This is a genomic window from Gammaproteobacteria bacterium, from assembly GCA_014075255.1.
Classification (GTDB): Bacteria; Pseudomonadota; Gammaproteobacteria; order UBA4575; family UBA4575; genus JABDMD01.
Window position 1 is genome coordinate 1,506,948 of sequence record CP046178.1, and the last position, 13,940, is coordinate 1,520,887.

At 39.3% G+C, this 13,940-nt stretch carries 14 protein-coding genes and 1 riboswitch; of the genes, 6 read left to right on the plus strand and 8 right to left on the minus strand.

The window, feature by feature from the left end:
* From GKR92_07630 to thiC, 6 genes are all read right to left on the minus strand, one after another.
* Entirely contained in the window at positions 1-510 is a 510-nt protein-coding gene (locus GKR92_07630; protein QMU61573.1) for a hypothetical protein, read from the minus strand.
* A gap of 64 nt (positions 511-574) precedes the next feature.
* Positions 575-1,216, minus strand: coding sequence for a trypsin-like serine protease (locus tag GKR92_07635; protein ID QMU61574.1), 642 nt, complete (start codon positions 1,214-1,216; stop codon positions 575-577).
* 224 nt (positions 1,217-1,440) lie between these two features.
* The gene (locus GKR92_07640; GenBank protein QMU61575.1) at positions 1,441-2,355 is read right to left on the minus strand and encodes a cation diffusion facilitator family transporter; all 915 of its coding nucleotides are present in this window, start codon (positions 2,353-2,355) and stop codon (positions 1,441-1,443) included.
* Between the two features lie 15 nt (positions 2,356-2,370).
* The gene (locus GKR92_07645) at positions 2,371-2,730 is read right to left on the minus strand and encodes a hypothetical protein (GenBank protein ID QMU61576.1); all 360 of its coding nucleotides are present in this window, start codon (positions 2,728-2,730) and stop codon (positions 2,371-2,373) included.
* 105 nt (positions 2,731-2,835) lie between these two features.
* A complete protein-coding gene (locus GKR92_07650) occupies positions 2,836-3,750 on the minus strand; it encodes a cation diffusion facilitator family transporter (GenBank protein QMU61577.1) in 915 nt (304 codons plus the stop codon).
* A 63-nt stretch (positions 3,751-3,813) separates the two neighbouring features.
* Positions 3,814-5,706, minus strand: a complete 1,893-nt coding sequence (gene thiC, locus GKR92_07655; GenBank protein ID QMU61578.1) for a phosphomethylpyrimidine synthase ThiC — start codon at positions 5,704-5,706, stop codon at positions 3,814-3,816.
* Positions 5,707-5,745: 39 nt separating this feature from the next.
* Positions 5,746-5,866: riboswitch (TPP riboswitch) on the minus strand.
* A gap of 136 nt (positions 5,867-6,002) precedes the next feature.
* Between thiC and GKR92_07660 the strand changes: the two genes are divergently transcribed.
* Both GKR92_07660 and GKR92_07665 read left to right on the plus strand, forming a co-directional pair.
* Positions 6,003-6,983 carry a hypothetical protein gene (locus GKR92_07660; GenBank protein ID QMU61579.1) on the plus strand — a complete coding sequence of 327 codons (981 nt, stop codon included), beginning with the start codon at positions 6,003-6,005 and terminating at the stop codon, positions 6,981-6,983.
* Positions 6,983-8,368, plus strand: coding sequence for a radical SAM protein (locus tag GKR92_07665; GenBank protein ID QMU61580.1), 1,386 nt, complete (start codon positions 6,983-6,985; stop codon positions 8,366-8,368). The genes GKR92_07660 and GKR92_07665 overlap by 1 nt, the downstream gene beginning before the upstream one ends.
* Here the strand turns inward: GKR92_07665 and waaF are convergent.
* A complete protein-coding gene (gene waaF / locus GKR92_07670; GenBank protein ID QMU62742.1) occupies positions 8,336-9,328 on the minus strand; it encodes a lipopolysaccharide heptosyltransferase II in 993 nt (330 codons plus the stop codon). The two genes, GKR92_07665 and waaF, sit on opposite strands and share 33 nt — an antisense overlap.
* A gap of 170 nt (positions 9,329-9,498) precedes the next feature.
* On the opposite strand from waaF, the gene GKR92_07675 reads away from it, so the two are divergent.
* The 4 genes from GKR92_07675 to GKR92_07690 are packed head-to-tail and all read left to right on the plus strand — an operon-like array spanning position 9,499 to position 13,190.
* Positions 9,499-10,164 (plus strand): methyltransferase domain-containing protein, encoded by a 666-nt coding sequence (locus tag GKR92_07675; GenBank protein ID QMU61581.1) that lies wholly within the window; start codon positions 9,499-9,501, stop codon positions 10,162-10,164.
* Between the two features lie 16 nt (positions 10,165-10,180).
* Positions 10,181-10,504, plus strand: coding sequence for a sulfurtransferase (locus GKR92_07680; GenBank protein QMU61582.1), 324 nt, complete (start codon positions 10,181-10,183; stop codon positions 10,502-10,504).
* Complete coding sequence (locus GKR92_07685) at positions 10,504-11,919, plus strand: TolC family outer membrane protein (GenBank protein QMU61583.1); 1,416 nt, start codon at positions 10,504-10,506, stop codon at positions 11,917-11,919. Before GKR92_07680 ends, GKR92_07685 begins: the two co-directional genes overlap by 1 nt.
* Entirely contained in the window at positions 11,907-13,190 is a 1,284-nt protein-coding gene (locus GKR92_07690) for a hypothetical protein (GenBank protein QMU61584.1), read from the plus strand. Before GKR92_07685 ends, GKR92_07690 begins: the two co-directional genes overlap by 13 nt.
* 14 nt (positions 13,191-13,204) lie before the next feature.
* Here GKR92_07690 and GKR92_07695 read toward each other — a convergent pair whose 3' ends face one another.
* Positions 13,205-13,933: a 3-deoxy-D-manno-octulosonic acid kinase gene (locus tag GKR92_07695; GenBank protein ID QMU61585.1), complete on the minus strand. Its 729-nt coding sequence runs from the start codon at positions 13,931-13,933 to the stop codon at positions 13,205-13,207.
* Positions 13,934-13,940: the final 7 nt, after the last annotated feature.

Below are 13,940 nucleotides of genomic sequence, written 5' to 3' on the forward strand. Positions count from 1 at the left end.
CTATTGCACCAAACCTTCCAAAACTAATTGTGTATACAAGCTAGATTCGCGTTTAAAAAAACCTTCCGTGTGGTAAGAGTCTTCTAATTTATACAACTCATAATCTAGATGGTGGCAGACCTCATGAAACAAAGTGCGCATGTAGGTTTTAAAAGCGACTACTTGTTTACGTTTTGCAGTTAGCATCCATACAGAAATCTCGGCAACTTTTACTTTTTTCGACACAGGTTCATACAAACCGTGCAATTCACCATAATTATTATGCGGCCGACTGGTAAGTACCTTTACTTTAATTGGCGGAATTGTAAGTTGGTGGGTGAGCTGATTTACTAATGCTTGGCTGGCCTGCAATACAATTCTTTTCTCTTTTGATTTTAGCGCTGATTGCACAGAGCGCACCAATGGCAATAATTCAGCTGAATCTTTTAGGCTCACATTAGAAATTTTATCGCTGGCGCGATAGATTTTTTTATCTTTGGCAGGCAATCTTTTGTAATAAGAATATGGCATCGCTAACTTGTTGGTTGTGAAGCCAACAGTTTAACGTTTTATAAATCCTGAAACTATAGAGAATTTAAAATTCGTTATGACTTAGTTTACTTAAATCTAAGGTGAATCTAATATCACTCGCTGCAACAGAGATTGAATAATCTTCTAATCTTACTAAACCCTGATCGGTACGGTATGCACCATACCCACGCAACATTCCTGCCAAGACAAATTCACCTTGCTCGCAACTAAGCAAACCACCACCTGATTCACCCGAATCTATCCCTGCACTGGTATGAATCGCTTCAGCCTTTTTGGAAACAAAGTTGCCTGAACTTGTATGCAAACTTTGTGCACGTGGGTACCCAGCTGCCCACACTTCTTGGCTCTCATATAAGTCATTCTTACTTAAAGGAATTGGATAAAGATTTTCAGTCGATACGGATAGTAATGCGATATCGGATTCTTTATCTACCAACAATACTGATGCTAAATACATCGCATTATTAATTTCTACAGCGGTATTATAGTAATCTTCCAAAACATGCGCTGCAGTGATTACTAAGTTACTTGACACAACGACGCCACTAGCGTGACTGTTCTCACCGCTTTCGATAGGAACAATAGAATTTAGAATTTGATTAGTAGGCCAATGACAAGTGAGATCTGCAGCATAACCTGCCGTGGCAAATAAATATAAAAGAACAATTATAGTAAGGTGCTTCATCTTACGCTCCTTATAATGATGCAAGCATTGCTTGTGATTATTGTCTGCCTATATTTTATCTACTTATATAGGCAACTCTTAAGAGCAATTCATGCATGCGTATCGGCCTTTCTGCTAAACGGTGTGAAATATTTAACCCTTAGAGCTAATAAAATTAAAAGTTTGAACCTGTTCGCATTATATAATTTATAAGGGCTAATTAATAAAATTTATCACTCTGCAGCTTAATCTTTGCTATCTAGCTCTATAAAACACCAACCCACATCACGCAGCTGTGCTTTAATTTTTTTCTCTAACGCATTAATATTTTCAACTGATTCTTTTGTAGGCATGGCATCAGGTAATTTAATTTTTGCTGCCAACATAATCCTTGAACCAAACTGAATAGTGATTACATTAAACAGCTGCTCGACATTTTTATCTTGTTGGATAATTTGATTAATTATTTCTCTGACTTCAGGCTCGGCCGACGCGCCTATAATTAATGCTTTAATGCGCCATGCTACGAATATTGAAACTATGATCAATACAATGCCAATACAGATAGAACCTATTGCATCATAGATAGGGTTATCCGTGAGTACACTAATGCCCACAAACACAAAAGCAATAATTAAACCTAAGATTGCAGCACTATCTTCTCCAAGGACAACCACTAACTCAGCATTACGCGTATGCTTTAGCCAATTAGCTAATGACTTTTCACCACGAACATCGTTAATTGCACTCAAGCAACCTAATAAACTAATTATTTCTATAATTATAGCTACACCTAAAACAAGCAAGCCGATCCACGCTTGATTTAGCGCCTCAGGATGTTGCAATTTATGCCATCCTTCGTATATAGAAAACAATCCACCTACACTGAACAACAATACGGCAACAACAAAACTCCAGAAGTAGCTATTTTTACCATAACCAAGCGGGTGTTTTTCATCTGGCTGCTTTTGAGATTGCTTTAAACCCAAATAAAGTAAAACTTGATTGCCGGTATCAGCATATGAATGTATTGCCTCCGCCAACATGCTACCCGAGTTAGTATAAATCGCTGCCGCAGTTTTCATTAATGCAATCGCTAAGTTAGCACCGAACGCAAAGAAAATAGCTTTTAATGAAGATGAATGACCTGAAGCGCTCATAGCATTTCTATTCGCTTATTTTTTGCAGAAACCTGCAGGGACGACAAAGTCTGCGATGGGAATATCATCTGCATTAACGTAACGATAAGATAATGATACTTCGCTATTTATATAACGTCTGGTATTTTTATTTTGACAAGCACTGGTTTTTACAGCAGCTTCGATTTGTTGAGCAAAATTATCCTCCTTAACACTGATACCTGCTTGCTGTGTTGAGCCATCGGTTACCATAAATGAATATTCTATCTCCATTCTCCTTGCTTCAACATTTTGAAGCTCAGTATGCGCATCAATTTTTATCGGCAGCTGTTGTTGTAAGGATTGAATCTCTTGTTGCAGAGCAACTTGCGTGATTTCTGGCTGCTTTTTAAACATCAATGTAACCGTGATACTTATGATTATAATTGTTGCGAACAACAAAAAGACTCGCATAGTCTTACTAAGTGACTCTTGTGTTAAATTCTCCCCTGAAGACATTTTCTAATGCGTAAACTTCCACGACTCTGCTTCGATAAACACGCGCTTAACATTTACAAAGCTTTGTTTAATATTTTTATCAATATGCGCAATAACAGATTCCATTTGTTCTGTATGAATATCATCATTAAACTCAACGCTTAGATTAACCAATATATATTCAGGCCCCATATGCATGGTAAGCACTTCGTTAACGCGCTCTACACCTGTGAATCCGTCAACCATTTCTCGTATTCCATCCACGACCTCATCATCTGCACTCTCCCCGATAAGCAAACCTTTAGTTTCATAAGCTAACAATGCCGCCACAAACGCTAAAATTATTCCTATACCAACCGAAGCAACACCGTCATAAATATAGTTGCCAGTAAGTTGACTGATTGCGATACCAATCATTGCTACAATAAGACCTAAAGTTGCAGCAGCATCTTCAAGAAGAACTACAAATAAACCAGGATCCTTTCCTTGTTGAATGGCTTGCAAATAATCTTTGGAGCCTTTTACTTTGTTGAATTCTTTAATTGCTATGTAAAAAACCCACCCCTCTACAATTAAAGCAAAAGTTAATACGGCATAGTTTACAATTGGATCAGTGATAACTTGAGGATGCTTAATATGCTCCAGGCCTTTAACAATAGACAAGCCTGAACCGACCGCGAAAATTAGAATCGCAACCACAAAGCTCCAAAAATACACTTCTTTTCCATGTCCGAATGGATATCGTTTGTCAGCAGGTTTCTTTGCCTGCCTTAAGCCGAATAGAAGTAAGACTTGATTGCCAGTATCCACCAATGAGTGAATACCCTCAGAGAACATAGCAGAGCTACCTGTAAATACTGCTGCAGCAAACTTCATTATTGAAATAATTGCATTACCGATCAGCGCTGCAAAAATTACCTTTTTAGAAGAACCTGCCATGTCGTTAGATTATAGAATCACTTACACAATGCAAATGTGTAGATTTGTTAAATATAATTAAATTTATACTTTTTGATAGATCTCAACACCAGCATTTTTAAATTCTTGCGATTTTTCTTTCAAACCCTGCTCTATTGCAACTGGAATCGCTTCAATGCCTTGCTTAGCCGCATATTCACGCACATCTTGAGTAATCTTCATGGAACAAAAATGTGGCCCACACATTGAACAAAAATGCGCCACTTTGGCAGAATCTTTTGGCAATGTTTCATCATGTAGTTCACGCGCATGGTCAGGATCTAAACTTAAATTGAATTGATCATCCCAACGAAATTCAAATCGCGCCTTTGAGAGCGCATTGTCTCTAATTTGCGCACCTGGATGACCCTTGGCTAAATCTGCTGCATGTGCGGCAATCTTGTAGGTAATAACTCCATCTCGAACATCTTGTTTGTTAGGTAACCCTAAGTGCTCTTTAGGTGTTACATAACAAAGCATAGCCGTGCCATACCACCCTATATTCGCAGCACCAATGGCTGAGGTTATATGATCATACCCAGGTGCAATATCGGTTATCAGTGGTCCAAGCGTATAGAAAGGCGCCTCAAAACAATCTTCTAATTCTTTTTCTACATTTTCTTTGATCATTTGCAAAGGAATATGCCCCGGCCCCTCAATCATGACTTGAACATCATGCTCCCAAGCTATTTTTGTTAGCTCACCCAACGTTTCTAATTCTGCAAATTGAGCTTCATCATTTGCATCGGCTATGGATCCTGGACGCAAACCATCTCCTAATGAAAAAGCCACATCATAGGCTTGCATGATTTCACAGATTTCACTGAAGTGCGTGTATAAAAAATTTTCTTGGTGATGTGCTAAACACCACTTCGCCATTATGGACCCACCTCGCGAAACAATACCGGTTACGCGATCTGCCGTCATCGGCACATACGCCAAACGCACACCAGCATGGATCGTAAAGTAATCCACACCTTGCTCGGCTTGCTCAATTAACGTGTCTCTAAACATTTCCCAGGTTAAGTCTTCCGCTTTTCCATTTACTTTTTCCAAAGCTTGATAAATGGGTACCGTACCAATCGGCACAGGGGAATTACGGATAATCCATTCTCGAGTTTCATGAATATGTTTGCCGGTAGACAAATCCATTACGGTGTCGCCACCCCAGCGTACTGCCCAAACCATCTTCTCAACTTCTTCTTCAATAGAAGAAGTTACCGCTGAATTTCCTAAATTAGTATTAATTTTAACTAGAAAATTTCTACCGATAATCATCGGTTCTGATTCAGGGTGGTTTATATTATTTGGAATGATAGCGCGACCACTTGCCACCTCATCGCGCACAAATTCAGGTGTAATTTGTTCCGGAATGTTTGCACCGAAATTGACCCCCTTGTGTTGTTTTAATATTTTTTTATAACGTGGATCTTTTCGATGTTCTTGCAAACGCATGTCTTCGCGAATTGCAATATATTCCATCTCAGGCGTGACAATACCTTGCCTTGCATAATGCATTTGCGTTACATTTTTGCCCACCTTTGCACGACGTGGCGCATGATAATGAGCGAAACGTAAATGCGCAGTTTTTGGGTCTTCTTGTCTAGCGTGGCCAAATTCAGAAGAAGGACCTAATAAGAGTTCTGTATCATTGCGCTCCTCAACCCATTTGCTTCTTAAGGACGGAAGTCCTTTTAACAAGTCAATATTCACATCTGTTTCTGAATATGGACCCGATGTGTCATAAACCGTTATCGGGGGATTTACTTCTTCACCAAAACTTGCGGAGGTGCTTGCACATGAAACTGCTCGCATACCTACCTTAAGATCGTCGCGAGATCCTTGTACAAATATCTTTTTTGAGCCAGAAAAAGCTTGTGTAAGCTCTTCTGATAATTGGGCTGTTTTACTTTGAATGCTTTCAGCATTTGCGCTCATTGGTAGTGACCTCTTGTATGGCGGGCGCGCAGCTAATTGGCTTTTAAGCTGTAGCTTCCCTCCGCCAGCATTATCTGGTTCAGGTTGTAAGGGTAAATCTCAGCCCAATACACCAATAACTAATTTAAGCCTTGTGCAATGGACTCCCCCAGCTTCAGGATCTGTAATTTTAATTGAATCACGACTGCATTGATATGGTTAAGGGATCATTATTGGTATAAGAATTACTTGAATGTGTTGCTCAAACAGTGAACACACCGTACCCTTTTACATATTCTGATTTATTAAACTTATTTATGACTTTTAACGTGGCTATTGTCGGACCTGGCCGAAGCAAGCAAGGCACAGGCCCATTCATTGCGCGAACTTTTAAACAGCTGGGATGCGACGTCCAAGCTATAGTTAGCAGCTCGCTAGATTCTGGCCATCAGGCAGCCGATGTTTTGAAAAATGAGTATGCAATTAATTGCACAGCTTATGAAAATCTTGAAGCGTTATTAAAAACTCACTCAATTGACATAGTCGTAATCAGTAGTCCAGCCAATACCCACCTTCAGCACCTAATCACAGCAGTCCAGGCAGGATGTCATGTGTTTTGCGAAAAACCTCTTTGGTGGTCTAATTTAGATTTTACTTCTGAAAGTGATATAAGAAAAATCACCAGTGAAGCTAAAGAGGTAGTAAATTTATGCCGTACCAACAAAGTATTACTGCAATTAAATACTCAATGGCCTTACACACTGCCCACATACTATGAGCTATACCCACAACTAAAAAGCCCACAGGCTATCGAGTCATTTTCAATGTGGCTATCGCCACAAAGCCAAGGCAGCGCTATGATCGTAGATGCTGTCCCGCATTTATTAAGCATGCTGTTTTCCATAGTCGGCAATGGAAAAATCAATAATATCGAATCAAATTATATTGCAGCAAATCTTGATCAGGACTTACTGATTAAATTCGATTACTTACATGCATTCGGGGATACGCGAGTTTCGATCTCACTAACTTCTAGCAATACCTCCCCCAAACCAGCAGCCTATGCCATTAACGATCTGCGGGCTGATAGACATGTTGAACTCCCTCATTACCTGATATCATTACGCTCAGTTGAACATCAATTACCTGTAGAAGACCCTCTGGTTTGCTCTATCAAGAACTTTATAAGTACTATTCACTCTAAAGCCACATCTGATGAAGTCACATTAATTGACGGCATGACGCAGCTAGCGCAAATTTATCAAGCGGCAACCCAACCAAAGAATACATTGGAATAATGGAAAAAATACATACTGAAAGCGGCGAAGTGTTAATGACTCTTTCACCCCTCATTGATTTTACTAAGCATAACTTTGAGGAAAAACAAGATTCTACTCCACTTCATGTGAAGACTGTTTCACACGAAGTCGTTAAGCAGACTGAGCTGTCCCCCATTCATGACTTCATGGGCAAGCTACGCCAACCGGAAGTGCTTGGTAAATTAAAAGAATACGTCGAATGGCAAGTACAATGGCGCGAAGGTTACGCTAATAACTCTATGACGCTTGATGAAGCCTTAGAAATGGCACCTATCAGCGCACCTATTTCTATTAACTTAGACGCTACCACCGTATGCAATTACAAATGTGATCACTGCGTGGACATGGATATTCTAAATAAAAATATTCACTACGAGCATGAGAAATTAAAAAACTCACTCACTTATCTAGCAGAAAAAGGCCTACGCTCTGTAATCATTATTGGCGGCGGCGAACCCACGGCTTACAAGGGCTTTGAAGATATTGTTCGCCATTTAAAGTCAATGGGCATTCAGATTGGTGTGGTAACCAATGGCAGCTTGATGAAGAAAGTTGAAGCAGTTGCCGAAGTGCTAGATGAACGTGATTGGGTGCGACTATCTTTAGATTCTGGAACCAATGAAACCTTTCGCGCAATGCATAAGCCTGGCAGCAAGAAAGTTACTCTAGAATGGATTTGTAGCCATATTCCTCATATCAAAAAGGTTAACCCAAAATTTAAAATTGGTTTTAGTTTCATTATTGTATGGAAAGACTGCGAAACCAACGATACAAAAATCATCGAAAACGTTGATGAGATGCTTGCTGCCGCCAAAATGGCGAAAGACCATCAATTCGATTACATCTCTTTCAAGCCTTTCTTAACGCGCGCAGAGGCAAACAACGCAGAAGTTATCGGCATTGATAAAGAACAAGAGCATGTTGAATCAATCATGAAAAAAATTCGTGCTTCAGTTACAGAATCTATGCAATTAGAAGACGATAACTTTGCCGTGATTGAAAGCACAAATTTACGTGTGTTAGAAAATGGCACCTACATGAACTACACTGAACAGCCACATAACTGTCATATGCAGTATTTCAGACAAGTACTAAGCCCACTTGGTGTATTCAATTGCCCAGTATATCGCCATGTACCACAAGCTTTATTAGGTGAAAAACATGCTTACGATACACAAGCTGGTGTTATCGAAACACAAAAAAATACATTGCGCCTTATTGAAGCTTTTGATGCTACAGAAGAATGCAAAGATGTGACCTGTTTATATAATCATGCAAACTGGTTTATTGAGGATTTAATCAATCATCCTGAAAAACTAGACTCATTAGATTCAAGTTTTGATCGTGGCGACTTCTTTCTCTAATAATCTCTGCGCACTTTCGTAGACTTTATCAACTTCGATATTATTCAAACAGTTGTAATGCCCGAAAGGGCATTGCTTCTTCCAGCAAGGACTGCACTCTAAACCTAAGTATTGAATTTCTTTCTTATCTGTTAATGGCGGTGTGTACTTAGGTGTTATCGCGCCATAGATAGCGACCACTGGACTGCCTACTGCTGCTGCTATATGCATTAAGCCAGAATCATTTGTAACTGCCACTTTTACCAGTGAAAGTAAATCAATAGCTTCTTCTAGATTAGTTTGTCCGCACAAATTAACTGCATCGCCATTTGAAGCTTGAGCAATTTCTTCGCCAATTGGATTATCTTTTTGAGAACCATAAACATACACGTTATAACCTTGTTGCTTAAATCGAATAGCAAGCTCACCAAAATATTTTCCTGGCCATTGTTTAGATGGTCCAAATTCAGCACCAGGCATGAATGCTATCGAAGGAGTTAACTCATCAACTCCTACTTTTTTTGCAGTTTGGTGACGTTTTTTCTCGTCCACCATAAGTTGAGGATAGTAGATTTGCGGAGCCTGTTTTATTTTTTCTGGATCGGCTGCCAGATGCAGATATTTTTCCACAGCTTTATAGGTTAATTCTGTATCAAGCTCTCGCATTTCATTTACAACCCCGTAGCGCATTTCCCCTCGATAGGCGATGCGTTTTGGGATTTTGGCAAAATATGGAATTAATGCAGACTTAAAGGTACGCGGCAGAATAATCGCCCGATCATATTCACCTCGCAAGCTTTTGCCTATTCGATAACGCTCAGCAATTTGTAGCTTACCGTGCTGGAGATTCACTTTTATAACCTGGCGCACTTCTGGCATCCGCGCAAGTACGGGTGCTGACCATGCGGGCGCTACCACATCAATGATGTTGCCTGGATTTTGGCGTTTCAGAGCAATGAATAAACTCTGAACCATCACCATATCACCAACCCAAGCGGGGCCAATTACAAGTATCTTATTTGTACTCAAAAGCGATGAATAACCGTAGTAGATTTATAAATAATAATGCACGGATGTATTCTGATATTATGACGTGCATATAATATAAAACACACCACTAAACCAGATAAATCAGCTGGGTATAGAAACATATGGATATAGAGCAAGCAAGATTCAACATGATTGAACAGCAAATACGTCCTTGGGATGTATTAGATGTTGATGTTTTGAAGGTTATCGAAGATACACCACGAGAATTGTATGTGCCCACTCAACATCAAAAACTAGCTTTTTCTGATCTTGAGATTCCTCTCAATCATGATCAATTCATGATGTCGCCCAAATTAGAAGCAAGGATGCTACAAGCATTGCAATTACAAGCAGATAACAATGTTCTAGAGATCGGTACAGGAACTGGATTTGTTACGGCTTGCCTAGCAAAGCTCAGTAATCATGTTGACACGATAGAACTATACGAAGATCTAAGCGCACATGCCCAAACAACGTTACACCAACAAAAAATAACAAACATTTGTTTTAAAACGGGTGACATTTTGGATAAAAGTTTTTTTAGCAGCCATATTAATAAAAAATATGATGTCATCGCTATTACCGCTTCAATGCCTATTTATAACGATATGTTTGAAGACTTTTTGACCGAAAATGGGCGCATGTTTGTAGTGACTGACAACGCACCGGTCATGCATGCAAAAATTATTACTCGCATCGATAATCATGGTTTTACCTATACAAATCTTTTTGAAACTAATCTGCAGCCCTTAATAGGCTTACAGGCAGCACAGGTATTTGAGCTGTAATGAGACTTTTTTTATTATGTTTAAGGAGTTCAGCCCCCAACAATTACAGGATCATCTCGAACAAGTAAGCAAACAACCGATCTTATTAGATGTAAGAGAGCCTTGGGAGTTTGAACGTTGTTATATAAAAAATTCAAAGTTAATTCCTATGAGGCAAGTACCCAGTGCATTACGTGAATTTGATATAGATGAAGAGATTGTTGTGATATGCCATCATGGAATACGCAGTCGTGCGGTAGCAAACTATTTAGCTCAGCAAAATTATTCAAAAGTGATTAATCTATCGACAGGTATTGACGGTTGGGCACGAGATATAGATACCACCATGCCCATCTACTAATGAATTACTACCGATCATTCAATATTCCCTTAATACATCACGTAAATTACAGATACATAGGCATGCAATTTCCAAGTAAAAAGACTCTTAATTTCCCTAATTTCATTCTGCTCAGCACAATATATATGCTGGTATTGTCGTTTTTTAACCCAGCACATGCATTCAGCCTAATGGATGTATACATGATGGCAAAACAACAAGATGCTGATATTCATGCTGCTGAATCGCGATACAACGCTGAAATACTAGAAACACCCATCGCACGCGCCAATGTATTACCACAAGCCAGTATTAATGCCAATACAACAGATGTTAACCAAGAAACCGATGGCTCAACATTTGGTGTATCTGGCAGAGAAGTAGATTTTAATGATCACGGCTACACGTTAAGCATCACCCAAGCGCTTTACCATCATGATTACTATGTTCAATTACGCCAGGCGAAAACGTCAGTAGCAAGAGCTGGCATTGATTTAGACGCCTCATATCAAGAACTAATAACACGAACAGCGGATGCATACTTTAACGTTCTAGCCGAACAAGATAATGTAAATTTTCGAATATCTGAAAAAGAAGCCATTGAACGTCAACTTGAACAAGCTAAAAAGCGATTTGAAGTTGGACTTATTGCCATTACCGACGTTAAGGAAGCTCAAGCATCTTATGATCTAGCGGTAGCCAGTGAAATCGAAGCCCAAAATGCATTTGAGATATCTAAAGATTCGCTGGAAGTCATTATTGCTGAACGTGCCAGCGAACTAAATTCTTTGTCTGATCGTATGCAATTAATTACCCCTGTCCCTAATGATGTTGATGAATGGATCAACAAAGCTTTGAATGAAAATTTAACTTTACTATCCAGTGAACACACAAGAAAAATTGCGCAACAAGAAGTAAAGTTACAACAATCTCAGCACTATCCAAAACTTGATATTGTCGCTACGCACACGGACACAGACACTGGCGGATTATCAGGGAATCGAGAATCTGAAGATTCACGTATAGGTCTTGAATTAAGCTTCCCTATATTTGAGGGCGGCCGCACACACTATCGCACCAAACAAGCACGCTACAGAGCAGAGCTCTCAACAAACGAGCATGAAAAAATACGCAGAGAAACCATAAAAAACACACGTGACGCGTACTTAAATGTCATTTCTGGCGTCAGTCGAGTAAAAGCGCTTGCACGAGCGCTTGAATCCACAGAAGCAGCAGCTCGCGCTGCAGAAGCAGGCTTTCAAGTAGGCACCAGAACATCGGTAGACGTCTTGCTAGCTCTACGAGAAACATTCCGTGCTAAACGTGATTATTCACGCGCACGCTATGATTATTTATTAAATACATTGAATTTAAAACAGGCTGTAGGTACTCTTAGTGTTGATGATTTAGTTCAGATTGATGGTTGGCTAAATTAATTTCAGATGCTAAAACATTGCACCCTACAAGCACTCGATACAAACTTTCACTTCTAGCGCTAAGCCCTCTCGCACTGGCTCATGTAGCCTATCGCGCGTTCAAAGACGGTGGATGGCGTTTCTTCAAACAACGATTTGGATTTGGGTATGTGCAAACTAGCTCACGCCCCATACACTTTCATTGTGCTTCGGTAGGTGAATTTATCACTGCAAAACCTCTAATACAGGTTATACATGCTAAATATCCTGATAAAAATATCGTTGTAACTACAAACACGCCTACTGCAGCAAAATTAGTAAATAAACTCGATCATAAGAATATTACTCACCATTATTTACCTATAGACCTAGCCTTTTCTGTTAAACGCTTTTTAAACAAGATTCACCCACATTGCACACTCATTCTAGAAACAGAGATATGGCCCACCTACTATTCTTCTGCTGCAAATAAACTAATTCCAATCATAATTATTAATGCCAGGCTCTCAAACAAAACTTCTGAAACAAACCAATTTATTAAAAGTGAATATGCACGTGCACTCAAAAATATAAGCTTAATATTAGCCCGCTCAAAAGAAGACCATGATAAATATATAGAACTCGGCGCAATGACTGAAAAATCACACGCCGTTGGAAATTTAAAATACGCTATAACCGAAAGTGCACATAAAAAACTCGCATGCACCACCATCAAACGTCCTTTTTTCTTAGCCGCATCTACCCACGAAGACGAAGAAACGCAGATTGCCGAACATGTTGAGTTATTAAAAAGAAAAAACTATTTGCTTATTTTTGCACCGCGTTATCCAGATCGTTGCAAGCAACTTGCGCAACAGTTTCAAAACAGTGGAATGAAGGTTGCTGTGCGCAGCCAACGCGATGAAATTGTAGACGCAACCGATATTTATATTGTAGACACGTTAGGTGAATTAAATGTGTTTTTTAACGAAGCTGCGCTAGTATTTATAGGCGGCTCTCTTATCACTCGCGGCGGGCATAACATATTAGAACCAGCAAGTTTTGGGAAATGTATAATTGTTGGTCCTCACACGGATAATTTTGCGCTAGAAACCAAAGAATTATTACAAGTAGATGCGCTCATACAAGTAAGAGGTAACCACCAGCTAGGCACTAAACTCATCAGCTTATTGAAAGATGACTTACAACGAGAACATTATGGAAAAAATGCTATGCATTTTATGGAAAAGCAATCAGGTGTTTTGTATGCCTACTTAGAGTACTTGCAACCGATCTTAGAAAAATCAAATTAACCACTTTCCTAGTCTTAATCTGCATAACCTTGCATTAGTGATGAGAAGTCTGTTGGATGGTAATGAAAATCTTTATTGCTATTCGCTAATTTCTCTAGCGAGCGCTTGAGTCGGCCTAGATTTTGCATCTTCCATTTTTCTGATGAAGCCTTAATAATCGATCTATCAAAATCGATCAGGTAAATCTCTTTTTGCTGATCCAGCATAATATTATGTGCATTTAAATCCGCATGATGACAATTATAATGGTGAAATTTTTTGATAATCTGACCCATTCTCTGCCATTCCTCACTAGAAACAGAATCTTCCACAAGCAGGGAACTAAGTGTTTTTGCATTGGGTATCAAAACTGTGATGATGTCTGCTTGATACGTTAATCCATTTCTATGGATATGCGCTGCCGCAGGTATTGGCACAGGAAGCCCAGCTCCATGCATTGTTAACAATATTTCCATTTCCTGCATGGCTCTGGTTTTAGCCAAGGTCATCCATAAGTACTTATCATCAATGAATATAGCGGGAACACCACCACGCCGATAATGACGCAATACTAAGTTTATTTCATTATATTCAAAACCATAAATACCCCCTCTGCCATGCTGCAATTCTGCATTGTTAATACTTAGTAGCGAATTAGATTCTAGGAAATCAGGGTCAAATAACGCTTGCGGAAACCTTTCGAATAGTAATTTATTGTAGGCAACGATATCATCACCCTCATAGTTGACTTCAATATCTTTCATTACGTTA